At 69.4% G+C, this 20,602-nt stretch carries 20 protein-coding genes; 18 read left to right on the top strand and 2 right to left on the bottom strand.

Annotated elements, in window-relative coordinates:
* Nucleotides 1-15: 15 nt before the first annotated feature.
* From mltG to nusB, 10 genes are all read left to right on the top strand, one after another.
* Nucleotides 16-1,740, top strand: a complete 1,725-nt coding sequence (mltG, locus tag G6045_RS04965) for an endolytic transglycosylase MltG (RefSeq protein ID WP_165330553.1) — start codon at nt 16-18, stop codon at nt 1,738-1,740.
* Nucleotides 1,740-2,570, top strand: a complete 831-nt coding sequence (locus G6045_RS04970) for a shikimate dehydrogenase (RefSeq protein ID WP_165330554.1) — start codon at nt 1,740-1,742, stop codon at nt 2,568-2,570. The genes mltG and G6045_RS04970 overlap by 1 nt, the downstream gene beginning before the upstream one ends.
* Nucleotides 2,571-2,611: 41 nt before the next feature.
* Nucleotides 2,612-2,959 carry a hypothetical protein gene (locus G6045_RS04975; RefSeq protein WP_165330555.1) on the top strand — a complete coding sequence of 116 codons (348 nt, stop codon included), beginning with the start codon at nt 2,612-2,614 and terminating at the stop codon, nt 2,957-2,959.
* A 129-nt stretch (nt 2,960-3,088) separates the two neighbouring features.
* Nucleotides 3,089-4,273 carry a chorismate synthase gene (gene aroC, locus G6045_RS04980; RefSeq protein ID WP_165330556.1) on the top strand — a complete coding sequence of 395 codons (1,185 nt, stop codon included), beginning with the start codon at nt 3,089-3,091 and terminating at the stop codon, nt 4,271-4,273.
* Nucleotides 4,270-4,791 carry a shikimate kinase gene (locus G6045_RS04985; protein ID WP_165330557.1) on the top strand — a complete coding sequence of 174 codons (522 nt, stop codon included), beginning with the start codon at nt 4,270-4,272 and terminating at the stop codon, nt 4,789-4,791. The genes aroC and G6045_RS04985 overlap by 4 nt, the downstream gene beginning before the upstream one ends.
* Nucleotides 4,788-5,882 carry a 3-dehydroquinate synthase gene (gene aroB, locus G6045_RS04990; RefSeq protein WP_165330558.1) on the top strand — a complete coding sequence of 365 codons (1,095 nt, stop codon included), beginning with the start codon at nt 4,788-4,790 and terminating at the stop codon, nt 5,880-5,882. Before G6045_RS04985 ends, aroB begins: the two co-directional genes overlap by 4 nt.
* 195 nt (nt 5,883-6,077) lie before the next feature.
* The gene (locus G6045_RS04995) at nt 6,078-7,028 is read left to right on the top strand and encodes a Pro-rich N-terminal domain-containing protein (protein WP_165330559.1); all 951 of its coding nucleotides are present in this window, start codon (nt 6,078-6,080) and stop codon (nt 7,026-7,028) included.
* A gap of 88 nt (nt 7,029-7,116) precedes the next feature.
* Nucleotides 7,117-8,223: an aminopeptidase P family protein gene (locus tag G6045_RS05000; protein WP_165330560.1), complete on the top strand. Its 1,107-nt coding sequence runs from the start codon at nt 7,117-7,119 to the stop codon at nt 8,221-8,223.
* A 49-nt stretch (nt 8,224-8,272) separates the two neighbouring features.
* Nucleotides 8,273-8,839: an elongation factor P gene (gene efp / locus G6045_RS05005; RefSeq protein ID WP_165330561.1), complete on the top strand. Its 567-nt coding sequence runs from the start codon at nt 8,273-8,275 to the stop codon at nt 8,837-8,839.
* 2 nt (nt 8,840-8,841) lie between these two features.
* Complete coding sequence (gene nusB, locus G6045_RS05010; RefSeq protein WP_165330562.1) at nt 8,842-9,276, top strand: transcription antitermination factor NusB; 435 nt, start codon at nt 8,842-8,844, stop codon at nt 9,274-9,276.
* Nucleotides 9,277-9,342: 66 nt separating this feature from the next.
* Here the strand turns inward: nusB and G6045_RS05015 are convergent, their stop codons facing one another.
* Together G6045_RS05015 and bldD are read right to left on the bottom strand one after the other, a co-directional pair.
* Entirely contained in the window at nt 9,343-9,672 is a 330-nt protein-coding gene (locus G6045_RS05015) for a cyclic-phosphate processing receiver domain-containing protein (protein WP_235967562.1), read from the bottom strand.
* A gap of 170 nt (nt 9,673-9,842) precedes the next feature.
* A complete protein-coding gene (gene bldD / locus G6045_RS05020; RefSeq protein ID WP_093608484.1) occupies nt 9,843-10,343 on the bottom strand; it encodes a transcriptional regulator BldD in 501 nt (166 codons plus the stop codon).
* Between the two features lie 228 nt (nt 10,344-10,571).
* Here bldD and pyrR point away from each other — a divergent pair, with 228 nt between their 5' ends.
* The 8 genes from pyrR to pyrF all read left to right on the top strand — a co-directional run bounded on the left by pyrR (nt 10,572) and on the right by pyrF (nt 20,579).
* Nucleotides 10,572-11,150, top strand: coding sequence for a bifunctional pyr operon transcriptional regulator/uracil phosphoribosyltransferase PyrR (pyrR, locus tag G6045_RS05025; protein WP_165330563.1), 579 nt, complete (start codon nt 10,572-10,574; stop codon nt 11,148-11,150).
* A 104-nt stretch (nt 11,151-11,254) separates the two neighbouring features.
* Nucleotides 11,255-12,241, top strand: a complete 987-nt coding sequence (locus tag G6045_RS05030; protein WP_165330564.1) for an aspartate carbamoyltransferase catalytic subunit — start codon at nt 11,255-11,257, stop codon at nt 12,239-12,241.
* Between the two features lie 2 nt (nt 12,242-12,243).
* Nucleotides 12,244-13,530 (top strand): dihydroorotase, encoded by a 1,287-nt coding sequence (locus G6045_RS05035; RefSeq protein ID WP_165330565.1) that lies wholly within the window; start codon nt 12,244-12,246, stop codon nt 13,528-13,530.
* Nucleotides 13,527-14,090 carry a PH-like domain-containing protein gene (locus G6045_RS05040; RefSeq protein ID WP_165330566.1) on the top strand — a complete coding sequence of 188 codons (564 nt, stop codon included), beginning with the start codon at nt 13,527-13,529 and terminating at the stop codon, nt 14,088-14,090. The genes G6045_RS05035 and G6045_RS05040 overlap by 4 nt, the downstream gene beginning before the upstream one ends.
* Nucleotides 14,087-15,235: a glutamine-hydrolyzing carbamoyl-phosphate synthase small subunit gene (gene carA / locus G6045_RS05045; protein WP_165330567.1), complete on the top strand. Its 1,149-nt coding sequence runs from the start codon at nt 14,087-14,089 to the stop codon at nt 15,233-15,235. Before G6045_RS05040 ends, carA begins: the two co-directional genes overlap by 4 nt.
* Nucleotides 15,228-18,536, top strand: a complete 3,309-nt coding sequence (gene carB, locus G6045_RS05050) for a carbamoyl-phosphate synthase large subunit (RefSeq protein WP_165330568.1) — start codon at nt 15,228-15,230, stop codon at nt 18,534-18,536. The genes carA and carB overlap by 8 nt, the downstream gene beginning before the upstream one ends.
* A gap of 100 nt (nt 18,537-18,636) precedes the next feature.
* Nucleotides 18,637-19,740 (top strand): quinone-dependent dihydroorotate dehydrogenase, encoded by a 1,104-nt coding sequence (locus G6045_RS05055; protein ID WP_165330569.1) that lies wholly within the window; start codon nt 18,637-18,639, stop codon nt 19,738-19,740.
* The gene (gene pyrF / locus G6045_RS05060; protein ID WP_165330570.1) at nt 19,737-20,579 is read left to right on the top strand and encodes an orotidine-5'-phosphate decarboxylase; all 843 of its coding nucleotides are present in this window, start codon (nt 19,737-19,739) and stop codon (nt 20,577-20,579) included. Before G6045_RS05055 ends, pyrF begins: the two co-directional genes overlap by 4 nt.
* The last annotated feature ends 23 nt before the right edge of the window (nt 20,580-20,602 follow it).

Raw genomic sequence — 20,602 nt, forward strand, 5'->3', positions numbered from 1 at the left:
GCTCGTAGGGGATCGATGACTGAGTATGGCCGGGGCCAAGGTCCCGAACCGTGGCATCCCGAGGACCCGTTGTACGGGGACCAGGGATGGTCAGGACAGCAGGCCGCCGGTGGCCAGAGTCCGTACGGCGGCCAGCCGCAGCAGCACTACCCGCAGCAGCCGCAGCAGCACAATCCGCAACAGTACGACACGGGCCAGCACGGCTATCCGTCGTACGACACCGGCCAGCAGGCCTCGTACGGCGGGGGCTCGAACCAGCAGTCGTACGACACGGGTCAGCAGGCCTCCTACGGCGGCGGTGCGCAGGGCGGTTACCCGCAGCACGACTACAACGGCGGCTGGGACACGGGTCAGCAGGCCTCGTACGGAGCGGGGGCCGACCCCTACGGCCAGCCCGCGCAGTACGGCGGCGGCGAGCAGCCCGACCACTACCGCACGCCCGAGGCCTACCCGCCGCCGCAGCCTCCGGGCCGCCGTCGTGCGGTGCCCGAGCAGAAGCCCGACTGGGACCCGGGTCCCGACCAGGGCGAGCACGCGTTCTTCGCCGGCGGCGGGGACGACGGCGACGACTACGACGATGACGACCGCGGACGCGGCGGCGGTGGTGGCCGCGGCGATCGCAGAGGCCGCGGCGGCAAGGGCGGCAAGAAGCGCCGCAGCGGCTGCGCCTGCCTGGTCGTGGCGGCGGTGTTCGCCGGCGGTATCGGCGGCGTCGGCTACTTCGGCTACCAGTTCTACCAGGACCGTTTCGGGGCGGCCGAGGACTACTCGGGCAGTGGCAACGGCGAGATGGTGTCCGTGGTCATCCCCAAGGGTGCGGGCGGCAACCAGATCGGCTCGATCCTCAAGAACGCCGGGGTGGTCGCCAGCGTCGAGGCGTTCGCCTCCGCCCAGGCGGACAACCCGAAGGGCCTGGGCATCCAGGAAGGCGCGTACACCCTCCAGAAGGAGATGTCCGCCGAGTCCGCGGTCGCGCTGATGCTCGACCCGAAGAGCCGCAACAACCTGATGGTCATCCCCGGTGACCGCAACTCCAAGATCTACAAGGAGATCGACAAGCGCACCGGCCAGAAGGCGGGCACCACGGCCGCCTACGCCAAGGAGAACTGGAAGGAACTCGGCCTGCCCAAGTGGGCCGAGTCCCCGAACAAGGACGTCAAGGACCCGCTCGAGGGCTTCCTGCGCCCGGACACGTACGCGGTGTCCGAGGGCATGAAGTCCGAGGAAGTCCTCAAGAAGATGGTGGCGGGTACGACCGCGCTGCTCGAGGGCTACAACCTCGAGACCAAGGCGAAGGACCTGGGCCTCGACAACCCGATCGACGTCCTCACCGTGGCGAGCATCGTGCAGAAGGAAGGCCACAAGCAGGACTTCGGGAAGATCTCGCGGGTCATCTACAACCGCAAGAGTCTCGACAACCCGGAGACCTACGGCCTCCTGGACATGGACTCGACGGTCAACTACGTACGCGGCGAGTCCAAGCTCGGCACCGGTTCCGTCGACGAACTGCGCCAGATCAAGGACCCGTACAACACGTACTGGGCGGGCGCCAAGGGTCTGCCGCCGGGCCCGATCAGCACCTTCAGCAAGGATGCGCTGGAAGCGGCGATCAACCCGGTCAAGGGCAAGTGGAACTACTTCGTCTCGATCAACGCGAACGAGACGCTGTTCGCGGTGACAAACGCGGAGCACGAGCGCAACCGTCAGAAGTACCTCGAGGAACAGAAGAAGAACGACTGATGGCAGAGGTGCGACGGCGAGCCGCGGTTCTCGGCTCGCCCATCGCCCACTCGCTCTCGCCCGTGCTGCACCGCGCGGCGTACGAGCGGCTGGGCTTGCGGGACTGGTCGTACGAGCGCTTCGAGGTGGACGAGGCCGGGCTCCCCGGGTTCCTCGATGGGCTCGGCGAGGAGTGGGCCGGGCTTTCGCTGACCATGCCGCTCAAGCGGGCCGTGCTGCCGCTGCTCGACGAGGTCAGTGAGACGGCCGCGTCGGTGGAGGCCGTCAACACGGTCGTCTTCACCGAGGACGGCCGTCGCGTCGGTGACAACACGGACATCCCCGGGATCGTCGATGCGCTGCGCGAACACGGCGTCGAGCAGGTGGAGTCGGCGGCGATCCTCGGCGCCGGCGCCACGGCCTCCTCGGCGCTCGCGGCGCTGTCCCGCGTCTGTACGGGTGAGGTCGTCGCGTACGTACGCAGCGAGGCGCGCGCCTTGGAGATGAAGCAGTGGGGCGAGCGGCTCGATGTCGACGTGCGTACGGCTTCCTGGAGCGATGCCGCGTCGGCTCTTGAGGCGCCCTTGGTGATCGCCACGACGCCCGCCGGGACGACCGACGAACTGGCGCAGTCCGTGCCCGAACGGCCGGGCACGCTCTTCGACGTCCTCTACGAGCCGTGGCCCACCGAACTGGCCGCGCGCTGGTCGATGTTCGGCGGCGCGGTGGTCAGTGGTCTCGATCTTCTGGTGCACCAAGCGGTGTTGCAGGTCGAGCAGATGACGGGGCGTTCGCCCGCCCCGCTCGGCGCCATGCGGGCCGCGGGGGAGCGGGCGCTGGCGGAGCGCTAGGATCCCGGCGTTCGCGTTGTGATCCCGTGGGGGGGACGTTCATGGATACAGGTGTGTCGCTGGCCTCGATCGGCAGCAGGATTTTCGACGGGTTGCTCGGGTTTCTGCCCGACTGGATCCAGATCACCGTGGTGGCGCTGATCCTGCTCGCCTTCGTCGCGAGCTGGGTCGTGAAGATCAAGCGGAAGATCGACCGTCGTCGTGCGCGGAGGCAGGGACTGCCGGTTCAGGCGGCCGCGCAGACCGGGCAGCGGTCGGGAGCCGATTATCTCGGCCCCTACGCACCCGGTGCCCAGCAGAGCGCGCCGCCTCAGCCGAGCCAGGGCAGCGGCGCCGACTTCCTCGGCAGCTACGCCCCGCAGCAGGACTCCACGCGCCGCGAGGGCTGAGACGCCCGTCCGCCTGCTGGACCGGCGGCCGGTGCAGGGTGCCGGTCGTGGGAGGATCTAGGCAGGCGGGCCAGGGCCGCGCACCCGGTCGCGCCGCCGCTGTACCAGGCGCGAGCATGAGGAGCACCGTTGAGCAGGTTGCGTTGGCTGACCGCGGGCGAGTCCCACGGCCCCGCACTCGTGGCGACCCTTGAGGGGCTGCCCGCGGGCGTCCCGATCACCACCGAGATGGTGGCGGACCACCTGGCGAGGCGGCGGCTCGGCTATGGACGCGGCGCGCGGATGAAGTTCGAGCAGGACGCGATCACGTTCCTCGGCGGGGTGCGCCACGGTCTGTCGATGGGCTCCCCGGTCGCGATCATGGTGGGCAACACCGAGTGGCCCAAGTGGGAGCAGGTCATGTCGGCCGACCCGGTCGACCCCGAGATCCTCGACGGTCTCGCGCGCAACGCCCCGCTGACCCGTCCGCGTCCCGGCCACGCCGACCTCGCGGGCATGCAGAAGTACGGCTTCGACGAGGCACGTCCGATCCTGGAGCGCGCCTCGGCGCGCGAGACCGCGGCTCGTGTGGCGCTCGGTGCGGTCGCCCGGTCGTACCTCAAGGAGACCGCCGGCATCGAGATCGTCAGTCATGTCGTCGAACTCGCCGCGGCGAAGGCCCCGTACGGCGTCTACCCGACCCCGGCCGATGTCGAGAAGCTCGACGCCGACCCGGTGCGCTGCCTCGACGCCGACGCGTCGAAGGCGATGGTCGCGGAGATCGACCAGGCCCACAAGGACGGCGACACCCTCGGCGGTGTGGTCGAGGTGCTCGCGTACGGCGTGCCCGTCGGGCTCGGCTCGCATGTGCACTGGGACCGGCGGCTCGACGCGCGGCTTGCCGCCGCGCTCATGGGCATCCAGGCCATCAAGGGCGTCGAGGTCGGCGACGGCTTCGATCTCGCGCGTGTACCCGGCTCGCAGGCGCACGACGAGATCGTGCAGACCGAGGACGGTGTGAAGCGTTCCTCCGGCCGCTCCGGCGGTACGGAGGGTGGTCTCACCACCGGTGAACTCCTTCGCGTACGGGCCGCGATGAAGCCCATCGCGACCGTGCCGCGCGCGCTCGCCACCATCGACGTCGCCACCGGCGAGGCCGCGAAGGCGCACCACCAGCGCTCCGACGTGTGCGCCGTGCCCGCCGCCGGCATCGTGGCCGAGGCCATGGTCGCTCTGGTGCTCGCGGACGCGGTGGCCGAGAAGTTCGGCGGCGACAGCGTTCCCGAAACGCGGCGCAACGTGCAGTCGTACCTCGACAACCTGCAGATCCGATGAGCCCGACGAGTCCCCGCATCGTCCTCGTCGGCCCGATGGGCGTGGGCAAGACGACCGTCGGCGAACTGCTCGCCGAGCGGCTCGGCTGCACTTTCCGTGACACCGACGCGGACATCGTGGCCGCCGGCGGCCGGGAGATCTCGGACATCTTCCTCGAGGAAGGCGAACCGCACTTCCGCGAGCTCGAGCGTGCGGCGGTACGCGATGCGCTCGCCGGTCACGCCGGGGTGCTCGCCCTGGGCGGCGGCGCCGTGCTCGACGAGGGCACCCGTGCGCTGCTCGGCGAGCACACGGTCGTCTATCTGTCGATGGACGTCGACGAAGCCGTGAAGCGCACCGGTCTGAACGCGGCCCGCCCGCTGCTCATGATCAATCCGCGCAAGCAGTGGCGTGAACTCATGGAAGCGCGCCGCCCCTTGTACCAGGAAGTCGCCCGCGTGGTGGTCGCCACCGACGGCCGGGCCCCCGAAGAGGTCGCCGAAGCGGTCCTCGAAGCACTGGAGTTGAAGCAGGCATGACCGAGCAGCAGGTGACCCGGATCCAGGTCGGCGCTACGGCCGGAAGCGACGCGTACGAGGTGCTCGTCGGCCGCTCGCTGCTCGGTGAACTCGCGGGCCTCATCGGCCGGACGGCGCAGCGCGTCGCGGTCATCCACCCCGAGGCGCTGGCCGAGACCGGTGACGCCATCCGGGCCGACCTCGCCGAGCAGGGCTACGAGGCCGTGGCCATCCAGGTGCCCAACGCCGAGGAGGCCAAGACCGCCGAGGTCGCCGCGTACTGCTGGAAGGCCCTGGGCCAGACCGGCTTCACGCGCACCGATGTGATCGTGGGCATCGGCGGCGGCGCGACCACCGACCTCGCCGGGTTCGTGGCGGCCACATGGCTGCGCGGCGTGCGCTGGGTCGCCGTGCCGACCACCGTGCTCGGCATGGTGGACGCGGCGGTCGGCGGCAAGACCGGGATCAACACCGCCGAGGGCAAGAACCTCGTCGGCTCCTTCCATCCGCCGGCCGGGGTCATCTGCGACCTCGCCGCGCTCGACTCGCTGCCGGTCAACGACTACGTGTCCGGGCTCGCCGAGATCATCAAGGCCGGCTTCATCGCCGACCCGGTGATCCTTGACCTGATCGAGCAGGACCCCGAGGCGGCGCGTACGCCCGCGGGTCCGCACACCGCCGAGCTGATCGAGCGGTCGATCCGCGTCAAGACCGAGGTCGTCTCCAGCGACCTCAAGGAGTCCGGGCTGCGCGAGATCCTCAACTACGGGCACACGCTGGCCCATGCGATCGAGAAGAACGAGCGCTACAAGTGGCGGCATGGCGCGGCGGTCTCCGTCGGCATGGCCTTCGCCGCCGAACTCGGCCGTCTCGCGGGCCGGTTGGACGACGCGACGGCCGACCGGCACCGCAGCGTCCTCGAGTCCGTCGGACTGCCGCTGACGTACCGCTACGACCAGTGGCCCAAGCTGCTCGAGACGATGAAGGTGGACAAGAAGTCCCGCGGCAACCTGCTGCGTTTCATCGTCCTGGACGGGCTGGCCAAGCCGTCGGTTCTCGAAGGTCCCGACCCGGCGATTCTGCTCGCCGCGTACGGCGAAGTTTCTTCGTAATCAAGGCATTCGGGCACTTCTGTCCGCCCCCGGACGTTCACACAACGGCGGCCGGGGGCGGTACCGTTCCGTAGACCCTGTCGTCGGAAAAGCGTCCGGCGGCCGCGAGGAGACACCCTGGGACCCGACGCCGAGTTCCGCCCGACCAGGCGCCCGACCAGCGCCGGTCGCAGTTACGAGACGGAGTGGCACCGGATGCAGCACGCAGTGGGCAACCCGCTGCCGCCGCCCCATCAGCCGGGGCATGGACCGGCCGGACCGCACCAGGTTCCGCCGGGGGCCGGATCGATGCCCCAGGGTTCCGTGACCCCGCCGGGGCCGCCGCCACCTGGATCCGTGCCGCCGCCCGGCCCCGTCGGACCGCCGCCGCCCGTGGTGGCGCCGCCTCCGGCCGGCCCGCCCGCGGCCACCTTCCACAACGGTCCCGCGCCGCAGCCGGCACCGGCCCCGCAGCGCGCTCCCGCCCCGCACCAGCCTCTGCAGCAGGCGCCGCCGTCGCGTGACACGACCGGACATGTGCAGCTGCCGCCCGGCGGCCCTGTCGCCGTACCGAGTCCGCCGCAGGGCCAGGCGCCGGTCGACACCGGGGCGACAACGTTGGCCGTGCTCCTGATCGGTCCCGCCGGCGCCGGCAAGACCTCCGTCGCCAAGTACTGGGCCGAGCACCGCCGGGTGCCCACGGCGCACATCAGCCTCGACGACGTACGGGAATGGGTGCGCTCGGGGTTCGCCGACCCCCAGACCGGGTGGAACGACCACTCGGAGGCCCAGTACCGCCTCGCCCGCCGCACCTGCGGCTTCGCGGCGCGCAACTTCCTGGCCAACGGGATCTCCTGCATCCTCGACGACGCGGTCTTCCCCGACCGGCCGGTTGTCGGCCTCGGCGGCTGGAAGCGGCACGTGGGGCCCGGGCTGCTGCCCGTTGTCCTGCTGCCCGGCCTGGAGATCGTCCTGGAGCGCAATGCCCAGCGCAGCGGCAACCGGCGGCTCACGGACGAGGAAGTCGCCCGGATCCACGGCCGGATGGCCGGCTGGTACGGCTCGGGGCTGCCCATCATCGACAACTCGCACTATGACGTGCCGACCACGGCGCGGGTCCTGGACGAGGTCCTTGCCCGGTCGATAGCGAGCCCGCCGCAGTGGTGAGGGCCTGAGGGCTCCGCCTCCGGGCCCGTGGCGCCCGGTCGGACGCGCTGACCGGGCAGCCGCGCGCCATCGTTCGTACGCTCGGCTCATGTCAGAGGTGTACGCGGCTCGCAGGGAGCGGCTGAGGGAACAGTGCACGGCCGGTGGCAGCGCCGCGGCCGTCGTGTCCCAGCCCGCCAACGTCCGTTATCTCGCGGGCGCTTCGCCCCGGGGAGCCGTGCTGCTGCTCGGCCCCCGCGAGGATCTGCTGCTCTGCAGCAAGGTGCCGACCGGGGAGCCCGTGGAAGGCAGGCCGGACGAGCACCTGAGGCTCCAGGTCCTCGGGGCCCCGGACGGTGACGCGGTCGTCGCCGCCGCCGACCTCGCCGCGGCCGCGGGCGCCGAGTCGCTCGCCGTCGAGGAACACCATCTGACGGTCGCCCGCCACCGTGCGCTCACCTCCGTCGCGCCCCGGCTGCGCCTGGCCGACCTGGGGTGCGCGGTCGAGCAGCTGCGCCTCGTCAAGGACGACGAGGAGATCTCGTATCTCCGTATCGCCTCGGAGATCACCGACCAGGCGCTCGGCGAACTCCTCGAATCGATCCTCGTGGGACGCACCGAACGCCATCTGGCCCTCGAACTCGAGCGCCGCCTCGTCGACCACGGAGCCGACGGCCCGGCGTTCGCCACCTCCGTCGGCACCGGGCCGAACTCGGGGCGCGGCGGCCACCGCCCGTCCGACCGCAGGGTCGAGGAGGGCGATTTCCTCTCCGTCTGCCTCGGCGCCAACTATCGGGGCTACCGCTGCGAGATCGGCCGCACCTTCGTCATCGGTACGTCTCCGGCCGACTGGCAGATCGAGTTGTACGACCTGGTTTTCGCTGCGCAGCGGGCCGGGCGAGAGGCCCTCGCACCCGGTGTGGCCTACCGCGATGTGGACCATGCGGCCCGGCAGGTACTGGACTCCGCCGGGTACGCGGAACAGCTCCCCGCGCTCACCGGACACGGCGTCGGGCTCGAAATCGGAGAGGACCCGAAGTTGGCCCCCACGGCCATGGGTAAACTGGACGCTTGCGTGCCGGTCACCGTCGAACCAGGGGTACACCTCCCGGGACGGGGTGGTGTCCGGATCGATGACACGCTCGTCGTGCGCCCCGAGGCGGACGGCGGACCCGAGCTACTCACCATTACGACCAAGGAGCTGCTCGCGCTGTAGCGCGGCGTGCCCTTGGTCCCACCCAGTCCAGTCCAGGAGATCCGCAACCGTGGCTTCCACGAACGACCTCAAGAACGGCATGGTGCTCAAGCTCGACGGGGGCCAGCTCTGGTCCGTCGTCGAGTTCCAGCACGTCAAGCCCGGCAAGGGCCCGGCCTTCGTGCGCACCAAGCTCAAGAACGTGATGTCCGGCAAGGTCGTCGACAAGACGTTCAACGCCGGCGTGAAGGTCGAGACGGCCACCATCGACAAGCGCGACATGCAGTTCTCCTACATGGACGGCGAGTACTTCGTCTTCATGGACATGGAGACCTACGACCAGCTGCACGTCGACAAGAAGGCTGTCGGCGACGCCGCCAACTTCCTGATCGAGGGCTTCACCGCCTCCGTCGCGCAGCACGAGGGCTCGGTGCTCTTCGTCGAGCTGCCGGCCGCCGTCGAGCTCGTCATCCAGGAGACCGAGCCGGGCGTCCAGGGCGACCGCTCCACCGGTGGCACCAAGCCGGCGACGCTGGAGACCGGTCACCAGATCCAGGTCCCGCTGTTCATCACCACGGGCGAGAAGATCAAGGTCGACACCCGTGACAGCGGCTACCTCGGCCGGGTGAACAGCTAACCGTGGCTGCCCGTAATACGGCTCGTAAGCGCGCCTTCCAGATCCTCTTCGAGGCCGACCAGCGCGATGCCTCCGTGCCCACGGTCCTCGCGGACTGGATCCGGCTCTCCAGGTCGGACACGCGGCAGCCGCCCGTCAGCGAGTACACGATGGAGCTCATCGAGGGATACGTGCAGCATGCCGCGCGTATCGACGAGCTGATCGCCCAGTACTCCGTCGGCTGGACGCTCGACCGCATGCCCGCCGTGGACCGCAACATCCTGCGGCTCGGTGCCTATGAGCTGGTCTGGGTCGACGGGACGCCGGACGCCGTCGTGCTCGACGAGGCCGTGCAGCTCGCCAAGGAGTTCTCCACGGACGAGTCGCCGTCCTTCATCAACGGCCTCCTGGGCCGCCTGAAGGACCTCAAGCCGTCTCTGCGCCGGGACGAGGCGTAGTCCTCTACCGGTCGGCACACGAAAGGCCCGCGACGCTTGCTGCGTCGCGGGCCTTTCGCGCTGCTGTCAGGCCGCCGTCCGGCGCACGCGGTAGTTCCAGCGGGTGAGCGAGCGGACGACGGTTTCGGCGCCGATGGGGTTGGCGCTGTGCACGAAGACCGTTCCGATGCGGAAGGGGCGGCCGCTGAAGGCTGCCTCCTCCAAGAGGGTCACGACGGGCATGATGCTGTCCTCGCCGCCGAGATCGTGGTCGAGCCACAGCTCGTCGATGTAGGTGTCGCGGTGCTCACGCAGGAGCTCGACGCCTTCGCGGCTGGTCCGGGCGATGCGGGTCGCGTGCGGGAGCGGGCGGAGGTCGTCGATGCCGAGGATGACGGGCGCCGGGTCGTGCGTCACGCGCTCATCATCACAGTGCCGCCGCTGCGAACACCAGCCGATAACAGGTGCCTTGGCGTACCAAGCTCTGGCCAAGGGGGTGTGGGGGTGGCGGGGAGTTCAGGCCAACGAAAAGCCGCCTGGGCGGGACCGGTTGGTCCCGCCCAGGCGGTACGTTTCTGCAGAGAGGCTCAGGCCTCTTCGTGGGCCACCGCGCGGCGGGCGTCGGCGTCCAGGACGCCCCAGCTGATGAGCTGCTCGGTGAGGACCGAGGGCGACTGGTCGTAGATCACGGCGAGGGTGCGCAGGTCGTCCTGACGGATCGAGAGGACCTTGCCGTTGTAGTCGCCGCGCTGCGACTGGATGGTCGCGGCATAGCGCTGCAGCGGTCCGGCCTTCTCCTGCGGGACGTGCGCGAGGCGCTCGAGGTCAAGGACCAGCTTCGGCGGCGGCTCGGCGGCGCCACCGGGGGTCGTGCCCGGAAGGAGCTCCTGCACCGGCACCCCGTAGAAGTCGGCCAGCTCGGCCAGGCGCTGCACCGTCACGGCGCGGTCGCCACGCTCGTAGGACCCGACCACGACCGCCTTCCAGCGTCCCTGGGACTTCTCCTCCACACCGTGGAGGGAGAGGCCCTGCTGGGTGCGGATCGCTCGAAGCTTGGCCCCGAGCTGTTTGGCGTATTCGCTGGACATATAGCTCCCGGACACCGATTCGATCTGCGGCCGGTCCAAGCCTGCCGCATGGCTGGTAACTCACTGTGAGGTTACGCAGCGTTACGTCCATGCGTCAAGCCGAAAGGTCCGGACCGCCCCTTCGGAGGGGGTGTGATCTGGGCTGTTGCCAGGTGCTGGTAACGTGGTGGGCGCAATTAAGACGTCCTTTAAGGTCCGTCCCGTGAGGCGGAGAAGGAGGTCCTTTTCATGGACTCAAGCGCGCACTCCGATGCTGCCCGGCCCGTTCTCGAGGGCCCGGACATCGCGCGGGTACTGACCCGCATCGCCCACGAGATCGTCGAACGCGCCAAGGGCGCCGACGATGTGGTGCTCCTCGGCATTCCGACCCGCGGCGTCTTCCTCGCCCGGCGCCTGGCCGCCAAGCTCGAAGAGATCACCGGACGCAAGATCCCGGTCGGTTCGCTCGACATCACCATGTACCGCGACGACCTGCGGATGCACCCGCCGCGGGCCCTCGCGCGCACCGAGATCCCCTCCGACGGCCTCGACGGCCGGCTCGTCGTCCTCGTCGACGACGTGCTCTTCTCCGGCCGCACCATCCGCGCCGCCCTCGACGCCCTGAACGACATCGGCCGGCCGCGCGCCGTGCAGCTCGCCGTTCTGGTCGACCGCGGCCACCGCGAGCTGCCGATCCGCGCCGACTACGTCGGCAAGAACCTCCCGACGTCGCTGCGGGAGACGGTCAAGGTCCAGCTCGACGAGGAGGACGGCCGCGACGCCGTGCTGCTCGGCGAGAAGCAGGCCTCCCCGGCAGGCGAGCGCTAGCACCCCGCGGTCCTTTTCCGGACCGTTGTGTGCTTCCGCACGCCCGCATGCCCGTGAATCCGGGGAGACCCGGACCTTCTGAACTGCCTTACGGAGCCTTCCAGATGATGCGTCACCTCATCTCGGCCGCCGATCTCACCCGCGACGAAGCCGTCCTGATCCTCGACACCGCCGAGGAGATGGCCCGCGTCGCGGACCGGCCGATCAAGAAGCTGCCCGCGCTGCGCGGACGGACGATCTGCAACCTGTTCTTCGAGGACTCGACCCGTACGCGGATCTCCTTCGAGGCCGCCGAGAAGCGGCTCTCCGCGGACGTCATCAACTTCGCGGCCAAGGGTTCTTCGGTGTCCAAGGGCGAGTCCCTCAAGGACACCGCCCAGACCCTCGAGGCGATGGGCGTCGACGCCGTCGTCATCCGGCACGGCGCCTCCGGCGCCCCGTACCGCCTGGCGAACTCCGGCTGGATCGACGCCCCCGTCATCAACGCCGGTGACGGCACCCACCAGCACCCCACCCAGGCGCTGCTCGACGCCTTCACCATGCGGCGCCGGCTGCTCGGCCCCGACGCGGGCATCGGCCAGGACCTGTCCGGCAAGCGGATCACGGTCGTCGGCGACATCCTGCACAGCCGTGTGGCCCGCTCCAACGTGGATCTGCTGCACACCCTGGGCGCCCAGGTGACCCTGGTCGCGCCGCCCACGCTGCTGCCCGTCGGCATGGACTCCTGGCCCTGCGACGTCTCGTACGACCTGGACAGCACGCTGCCGAAGAGCGACGCCGTGATGATGCTGCGCGTCCAGCGCGAGCGCATGAACGCCGCCTTCTTCCCGACCGAGCGCGAGTACAGCCGCCGCTACGGCCTGGACGGCGACCGCATGGCGAAGATGCCGGAGCACGCGATCGTGATGCACCCCGGCCCGATGGTCCGCGGCATGGAGATCACCGCCGAGGTGGCCGACTCCCCGCGCTGCACCGTCATCGAACAGGTCGCCAACGGCGTGCACACGCGCATGGCGGTCCTCTATCTGCTTCTGGGCGGCAATGAGCCCGCCGTCTCCCACGCCCGGCCCGTCGAATCGGAGAGCAAGTAACCATGAGCAAGATCCTTATCCGTGGCGCGAAGGTCCTGGGCGGCGAAGCGCAGGACGTCCTGATCGACGGCGAGACCATCGAGGCGGTCGGCACCGGGCTGAGTGCCGAAGGCGCGACGGTCGTCGAGGCCGACGGCAAAGTGCTCCTGCCGGGTCTCGTCGACCTGCACACCCACCTGCGCGAGCCCGGCCGTGAGGACTCCGAGACGGTCCTGACCGGCACCAAGGCCGCCGCACGCGGCGGCTGGACCGCCGTGCACGCGATGGCCAACACCTTCCCCGTCGCCGACACCGCCGGTGTCGTCGAGCAGGTCTGGCGGCTCGGCCGCGAGTCCGGCTACTGCGATGTGCAGCCCGTCGGCGCCGTCACCGTGGGCCTGGAGGGCAAGCAGCTCGCCGAGCTCGGTGCGATGCACGAGTCCGCGGCCGGTGTCGTGGTCTTCTCCGACGACGGCAAGTGCGTGGACGACGCCGTGATCATGCGGCGCGCCCTGGAGTACGTGAAGGCCTTCGACGGTGTCGTCGCGCAGCACGCCCAGGAGCCCCGCCTCACCGAGGGCGCCCAGATGAACGAGGGCGTCGTCTCCGCCGAGCTGGGTCTGGGCGGCTGGCCGGCCGTCGCCGAGGAGTCGATCATCGCCCGCGATGTGCTGCTCGCCGAGCACGTCGGCTCCCGGGTGCACATCTGCCACCTGTCGACCGCCGGGTCCGTCGAGATCGTCCGCTGGGCCAAGTCCCGCGGTATCGACGTCACCGCCGAGGTCACCCCGCACCACCTGCTCCTCACGGACGAGATGGTGCGTACGTACAACCCGGTCTACAAGGTCAACCCGCCGCTGCGCACCGAGAACGACGTGATGGCGCTGCGCGAGGCCCTGGCCGACGGCACGATCGACATCGTCGCCACCGACCACGCCCCGCACCCGCACGAGGACAAGGACTGCGAGTGGGCCGCGGCCGCCATGGGCATGGTGGGCCTGGAGACCGCGCTGTCCGTGATCCAGCACACGATGGTCGACACCGGGCTGCTCGACTGGGCGGGCGTCGCCCAGCGCATGTCCGTGAACCCCGCGAGCATCGGCCGACTGACCGGCCATGGACGTCCCGTCTCGGCAGGTGAGCCGGCCAACCTCACGCTGGTCGACCCGGCATACCGTGGTCCGGTGGACTCCGCGGAATTCGCCTCCCGCAGCCGCAACACCCCGTACGAGGGTCTCGAGCTGCCCGGGCGCGTCACCCACACCTTCCTGCGGGGCCGCGCGACGGTCATCGACGGGAAGCTGGCGTGAGCACACTGATCACTTTTGCCGCTGAGCAGAAGTCTGCCGAGGTCACCGACTGGGCCGCACGGATCGGCTGGGTCGTCGGACTCCTGCTCTTCGTGGCGCTCCTCTACTGGCTGATGCGCCAGGGCTGGAAGTGGCGCGGCACGCTGCAGAGCGATCTGCCCGAGCTGCCCACCGCGCCCGATCAGGCAGGTCCGGCGAAACTTGAGCTGAGCGGCCGGTACCACGCGTCCACCACGGCCGGGCAGTGGCTCGACCGGATCGTGGCCCACGGTCTCGGCACGCGCAGCCGTGTCGAGCTCACGCTCACGGACGCCGGTCTGGAGGTCGTACGCCCTGGAGCACAGGACTTCTTCATCCCGGCCGCATCCCTGCGCGAGGCCCGGCTCGACAAGGGCATCGCGGGCAAGGTGCTCGCCGAGGGCGGCCTCCTGGTCGTCACCTGGGCGCACGGCGACAAGCTCCTCGACTCGGGCTTCCGCTCCGACCACGCCGCCGAGCACGCGGCCTGGGTCGAAGCCATCAACTCCATGACCACCACCAGCACGGAAGGCGCACGATGACGACCTCCACCAGGGGAGCCCGCACGCAGGCCGCTCCCGCCGTACTCGTCCTGGAGGACGGCCGGATCTTCCGCGGCCGTTCCTACGGGGCCGTGGGGGAGACCTTCGGCGAAGCCGTGTTCTCCACCGGCATGACCGGCTACCAGGAGACCCTGACCGACCCCTCGTATCACCGGCAGGTCGTCGTGATGACGGCTCCGCACGTCGGTAATACGGGTGTGAACGACGAAGACCCCGAGTCGGGCCAGATCTGGGTCGCCGGTTATGTCGTACGCGACCCCGCCCGCGTCCCGTCGAACTGGCGGGCCAAGCGCACGCTGGACGAGGAGCTCGCGAACCAGGGCGTCGTCGGGATCTCCGGCGTGGACACCCGGGCGCTGACCCGGCACCTGCGCGAGCGCGGTGCGATGCGCGTCGGCATCTTCTCGGGCGAGAAGGTCGCGGATGATGCGGCGCTGCTGGCGCGGGTGAAGGAGGCGCCGCAGATGAAGGGCGCGAACCTGTCGGCGGAGGTGGCGACGAAGGAGGCGTACGTCGTTCCCGCGATCGGCACGAAGAAGTTCACGGTGGCGGCTGTGGACCTGGGCATCAAGGGGATGACGCCGCATCGGATGGCTGAGCGGGGCATCGAGGTGCATGTGCTGCCGGCGACCGCGACGGTTGAGGATGTGTACGCGGTGAACCCGGACGGGGTGTTCTTCTCCAATGGTCCGGGTGATCCGGCTACGGCTGATGGTCCGGTTGCTGTGATGCAGGCGGTGTTGGAGCGCAGGACGCCCCTGTTCGGCATCTGCTTCGGCAACCAGATCCTGGGCCGTGCGCTCGGGTTCGGTACGTACAAGCTCAAGTACGGGCATCGTGGCATCAATCAGCCGGTGCAGGACCGCACCACCGGCAAGGTTGAGGTCACTGCGCACAATCACGGGTTTGCTGTGGACGCGCCGCTCGACAAGGTGAGCGACACCCCCTTCGGGCGGGCTGAGGTCTCCCATGTGTGCCTGAACGACCAGGTCGTCGAAGGGCTTCAGCTGCTCGACCAGCCGGCGTTCAGCGTCCAGTACCACCCTGAGGCGGCCGCGGGTCCGCATGACGCCGCCTACCTGTTCGACCGTTTTGTTTCTTTGATGGAGGCCGAGCGTGCCTAAGCGCACCGATATCCAGTCCGTCCTGGTCATCGGCTCCGGCCCGATCGTGATCGGTCAGGCCGCGGAGTTCGACTACTCCGGGACCCAGGCCTGCCGGGTGCTGAAGGCCGAGGGTCTGCGGGTGATCCTGGTCAACTCGAACCCGGCCACGATCATGACCGATCCGGAGATCGCCGACGCCACGTATGTCGAGCCGATCACCCCGGAGTTCGTCGAAAAGATCATCGCCAAGGAGCGCCCCGATGCTCTCCTTCCCACCCTCGGTGGTCAGACCGCGCTCAACACTGCGATCTCCATGCACGAGCAGGGTGTCCTGGAGAAGTACGGCGTCGAGTTGATCGGCGCCAACGTCGAGGCGATCAACAAGGGCGAGGACCGCGACCTGTTCAAGGGTGTCGTCGAAGAGGTCAACAAGAAGATCGGGCATGGCGAGTCCGCCCGTTCGTACATCTGCCACTCCATGGACGACGTCCTCAAGGGCGTTGAGGAACTGGGCGGTTACCCGGTCGTGGTCCGTCCCTCCTTCACGATGGGTGGTGCCGGTTCCGGTTTCGCGCATGACGAGGAGGAGTTGCGGCGGATCGCCGGTCAGGGTCTGACGCTGTCGCCGACCACTGAGGTGCTCCTGGAGGAGTCGATCCTTGGCTGGAAGGAGTACGAGCTGGAGTTGATGCGCGACAAGAACGACAACGTCGTGGTCGTGTGCTCGATCGAGAACTTCGACCCGATGGGTGTGCACACCGGTGACTCGATCACGGTCGCGCCGGCGATGACGCTCACCGACCGTGAGTATCAGCGGCTGCGGGACGTGGGTATCGCGATCATCCGTGAGGTGGGTGTCGACACCGGTGGTTGCAACATCCAGTTCGCGATCGATCCGGTCGACGGCCGGGTGATCGTGATCGAGATGAACCCGCGTGTGTCGCGGTCGTCCGCGCTGGCGTCGAAGGCGACGGGTTTCCCGATCGCGAAGATCGCGGCGAAGCTGGCCGTCGGTTACACGCTGGATGAGATCCCGAACGACATCACGGAGAAGACTCCGGCTTCCTTCGAGCCGACGCTCGACTACGTCGTGGTGAAGGCTCCGCGGTTCGCGTTCGAGAAGTTCCCCTCTGCCGACTCGACGCTCACCACGACCATGAAGTCGGTGGGTGAGGCGATGGCGATCGGCCGGAACTTCACCGAAGCGTTCCAGAAGGCCCTGCGGTCGCTGGAGAAGAAGGGCTCGCAGTTCTCCTTCGTGGGCCCGGTCGGCGACAAGAAGGAGCTCCTGGAGCTCTCGGTGCGTCCGACCGACGGCCGGATCAACACCGTCATGGAGGCGATCCGCGCGGGCGCCACGCAGGAGGAGATCTTCGAGTACACGAAGATCGACCCCTGGTTCGTCGACCAGCTCTTCCTCATCAAGGAAGTCGCCGACGAGCTGGCCGCCGCCGAGCGTCTGGACACCGATCTGCTCGCCGAGGCCAAGCGGCACGGCTTCTCCGACGTGCAGATCGCCGAGATCCGCGGCCTGCGCGAGGACGTCGTGCGCGAGGTCCGGCATGCGCTGGGCGTCCGTCCGGTCTACAAGACGGTGGACACTTGCGCGGCCGAGTTCGCGGCGAAGACGCCGTACTTCTACTCCTCGTATGACGAGGAGAGCGAGGTCGCCCCGCGTACCAAGCCGGCTGTGATCATCCTGGGTTCGGGTCCGAACCGGATCGGTCAGGGTATCGAGTTCGACTACTCCTGTGTGCATGCCTCGTTCGCGCTGAGCGACGCCGGCTACGAGACGGTGATGGTCAACTGCAACCCGGAGACCGTCTCCACCGACTACGACACCTCCGACCGCCTGTACTTCGAGCCGCTCACCCTCGAGGACGTGCTGGAGATCGTGCACGCCGAGCAGCAGGCCGGCCCGCTCGCGGGTGTGATCGTGCAGCTCGGCGGCCAGACCCCGCTGGGTCTGTCGCAGGCGCTCAAGGACAACGGCGTCCCGGTCGTGGGCACATCCCCGGAGGCGATCCACGCCGCGGAGGACCGTGGCGCGTTCGGCCGGGTCCTGGCGGAGGCCGGTCTGCCGGCGCCGAAGCACGGCACGGCGACGACGTTCGCCGAGGCGAAGACGATCGCGGATGAGATCGGTTACCCGGTCCTGGTGCGCCCCTCGTATGTGCTGGGTGGGCGCGGCATGGAGATCGTGTACGACGAGGCCCGCCTCGCCACGTACATCGAAGAGTCCACCGAGATCTCGCCGGATCGTCCCGTTCTCGTGGACCGCTTCCTCGATGACGCGATCGAGATCGACGTCGACGCCCTGTACGACGGGCAGGAGCTGTACCTCGGTGGCGTCATGGAGCACATCGAGGAAGCCGGCATCCACTCCGGCGACTCCGCCTGCGCCCTGCCGCCGATCACCCTCGGCGGGTTCGACATCAAGCGGCTGCGCGCCTCAACCGAGGGCATCGCGAAGGGTGTCGGGGTCCGCGGGCTGATCAACATTCAGTTCGCGATGGCCGGCGACATTCTCTACGTCCTCGAAGCCAACCCGCGCGCCTCGCGCACCGTCCCCTTCACCTCGAAGGCCACCGCGGTCCCGCTCGCGAAGGCCGCCGCCCGCATCTCCCTGGGTGCGACCATCGCCGAACTGCGCGCCGAGGGCCTGCTCCCGGCGACCGGCGACGGCGGCACGCTGCCGATGGACGCGCCGATCTCCGTCAAGGAGGCCGTCATGCCCTGGAGCCGCTTCCGCGACATCCACGGCCGCGGCGTCGACACCGTCCTGGGCCCGGAGATGCGCTCCACCGGCGAGGTCATGGGCATCGACTCCGTCTTCGGCACCGCCTACGCCAAGTCACAGGCCGGCGCGTACGGCCCGCTGCCCACCAAGGGACGGGCGTTCATCTCGGTCGCCAACCGCGACAAGCGCTCCATGATCTTCCCGGCGCGTGAACTGGTCTCGCACGGCTTCGAGTTGATGGCGACCTCCGGCACGGCCGAGGTCCTGCGCCGTAACGGCATCAACGCCACGGTGGTGCGCAAGCTCAGCGAGGGCGAGGGCCCCAACGGTGAGAAGACCATCGTGCAGTTGATCCACGACGGTGAGGTCGACCTGATCGTCAACACCCCGTTCGGCACCGGCGGCCGTCTCGACGGCTACGAGATCCGTACCGCCGCCGTCGCCCGCAGCGTCCCCTGCCTCACCACGGTCCAGGCCCTCGCCGCCGCCGTCCAAGGCATCGACGCGCTCAACCACGGTGATGTGGGCGTGCGTTCACTGCAGGAACACGCCGAGCATCTGACCGCGGGTCGCGACTAGCAGCCCAGGAGGGGGACACCGGAAACGGTGTCCCCCTCTTCATGCGGCCCCCAGCTGTTCATGCGGCCCCCAGCTTGCGACCAGACCTAGGACTTGCGACATGTACAAACTCTTCTTCAACCTCGTCTTCAAGCGGATGGACCCGGAGCAGGCCCACTACATGGCCTTCCGCTGGATCCGGCTCGCCGCCCGCATCCCCGTCCTGCGGACGTTCGTCGCGGCCGTGCTCGCCCCGCGCTTCAGTGAACTGCGCACCGAGGCACTGGGCTTGCGGATGCACGGCCCGTTCGGGCTCGCGGCCGGCTTCGACAAGAACGCCGTCGCGATCGACGGCATGACCATGCTCGGCTTCGACCACATCGAGATCGGCACGGTCACCGGCGAAGCACAGTCCGGCAACCCCAAGAAGCGGCTGTTCCGGCTCATCCCCGACCGTGCGCTGATCAACCGGATGGGCTTCAACAACGAGGGCTCGGCGGCGGTCGCGGAGCGTCTCGGGTCCCGTAAGGCGGCCTTCAAGACGGTCGTCGGCGTCAACATCGGCAAGACCAAGGTCGTACCGGAGGCCGAGGCCACCGGCGACTACGTGAAGTCCACCGAGCGGCTCGCCGCCCACGCCGACTACCTCGTCGTGAACGTCTCGTCCCCCAACACCCCCGGTCTGCGCAACCTCCAGGCCGTCGACCAGCTGCGCCCGCTGCTCTCGGCGGTACGCGAGGCCGCGGACTCGGCCGTACGGGACCGTCGCGTCCCGCTCCTGGTGAAGATCGCCCCCGATCTCGCCGACGAGGACATCGACGCGGTGGCCGACCTGGCCGTGGAGCTCGGGCTCGACGGCATCATCGCCACGAACACGACGATCGGCCGTGAAGGTCTGCTCTCCGACCCCGAGCTGGTCAAGGAGACCGGTGGACTGTCCGGCGCGCCCCTCAAGGAGCGCTCCCTGGAGGTCCTGCGCCGTCTGTACGCCCGCGTGGGCGACCAGATCACCCTGGTCGGTGTCGGCGGCATCGAGAATGCCGAGGACGCCTGGCAGCGCATCCTCGCGGGCGCCACGCTGGTGCAGGGCTACAGCGCCTTCATCTACGAGGGCCCGTTCTGGATGCGCGCCATGCACAAGGGACTTGCCGCCCGCCTGAATACCTCCCCGTACGCCACGCTCGCCGAAGCGGTCGGCGCCGACACGCGAAAGGTCTCCGTATGAGCATCGAATCGTTTGGCAGCCGCCTTCGGCGCGCGATGGACTCGCGCGGCCCGCTGTGCGTCGGCATCGACCCGCACGCCTCGCTGCTCGACTCGTGGGGCCTGCCCGACACGGTCGAGGGCTTGGAGCGGTTCTCGCGCACGGTGGTCGAGGCGCTCGGTGAGACGGTCGCGGTGTTCAAGCCGCAGGCGGCGTTCTTCGAGCGGTTCGGGTCGAAGGGTGTGGCGGTGCTCGAGACCACCGTCGCGGAGGCGCGGGCCGCGGGTGCGCTGGTCTGCATGGACGCCAAGCGCGGGGACATCGGGTCCACGATGGCCGCGTACGCCGAGGCCTTCCTGCGCAAGGACTCGCCGCTGTTCTCGGATGCGCTGACGGTGTCGCCGTATCTCGGATACGGGTCGTTGAAGCCCGCCGTCGACCTCGCGCGCGAGAACGGGGCCGGTCTGTTCGTCCTCGCGCTCACCTCCAACCCCGAGGGCGGCGAAGTGCAGCACGCCGTGCGGGCCGACGGCCGTAACGTCGGGGCGACGATGCTCGGGCATCTGGCCGCGGAGAACGCGGGGGAGTCGCCGCTCGGGTCGTTCGGGGCGGTGGTCGGGGCGACGCTCGGGGATCTGTCCTCGTATGACCTGGATATCAACGGGCCGTTGCTTGCTCCGGGGATCGGGGCGCAGGGGGCTACGCCTGCGGATCTGCCCTCGGTGTTCGGGGCTGCGGTGCGGAACGTTGTGCCGAATGTGAGCCGTGGGGTGCTGCGGCATGGGCCGTCTGTTGAGGCGCTGCGGTCGTCTGCGGCGCGGTTCGCCGATGAGGTGCGGTCCGCTGTGGCCGGGGCCTGATTTCTCTTCCCCCACCCCGCCCC

Source organism: Streptomyces mesophilus, assembly GCF_011044995.1.
GTDB lineage: Bacteria > Actinomycetota > Actinomycetes > Streptomycetales > Streptomycetaceae > Streptomyces > Streptomyces mesophilus.

Bases quoted from the DNA above. Each gene is read 5' to 3' on its own strand.
- G6045_RS05000 (WP_165330560.1), top strand. From the start codon at position 7,117: ATGTCAGAGGTGTACGCGGCTCGCAGGGAGCGGCTGAGGGAACAGTGC.
- mltG (WP_165330553.1), top strand. From the start codon at position 16: ATGACTGAGTATGGCCGGGGCCAAGGTCCCGAACCGTGGCATCCCGAG.
- G6045_RS04995 (WP_165330559.1), top strand. From the start codon at position 6,078: ATGCAGCACGCAGTGGGCAACCCGCTGCCGCCGCCCCATCAGCCGGGG.
- G6045_RS05055 (WP_165330569.1), top strand. From the start codon at position 18,637: ATGTACAAACTCTTCTTCAACCTCGTCTTCAAGCGGATGGACCCGGAG.
- G6045_RS04985 (WP_165330557.1), top strand. From the start codon at position 4,270: ATGAGCCCGACGAGTCCCCGCATCGTCCTCGTCGGCCCGATGGGCGTG.
- pyrF (WP_165330570.1), top strand. From the start codon at position 19,737: ATGAGCATCGAATCGTTTGGCAGCCGCCTTCGGCGCGCGATGGACTCG.
- G6045_RS05035 (WP_165330565.1), top strand. From the start codon at position 12,244: ATGAGCAAGATCCTTATCCGTGGCGCGAAGGTCCTGGGCGGCGAAGCG.
- pyrR (WP_165330563.1), top strand. From the start codon at position 10,572: ATGGACTCAAGCGCGCACTCCGATGCTGCCCGGCCCGTTCTCGAGGGC.
- G6045_RS04970 (WP_165330554.1), top strand. From the start codon at position 1,740: ATGGCAGAGGTGCGACGGCGAGCCGCGGTTCTCGGCTCGCCCATCGCC.
- bldD (WP_093608484.1), bottom strand. From the start codon at position 10,343: ATGTCCAGCGAATACGCCAAACAGCTCGGGGCCAAGCTTCGAGCGATC.
- G6045_RS04975 (WP_165330555.1), top strand. From the start codon at position 2,612: ATGGATACAGGTGTGTCGCTGGCCTCGATCGGCAGCAGGATTTTCGAC.
- aroB (WP_165330558.1), top strand. From the start codon at position 4,788: ATGACCGAGCAGCAGGTGACCCGGATCCAGGTCGGCGCTACGGCCGGA.
- G6045_RS05030 (WP_165330564.1), top strand. From the start codon at position 11,255: ATGATGCGTCACCTCATCTCGGCCGCCGATCTCACCCGCGACGAAGCC.
- carA (WP_165330567.1), top strand. From the start codon at position 14,087: ATGACGACCTCCACCAGGGGAGCCCGCACGCAGGCCGCTCCCGCCGTA.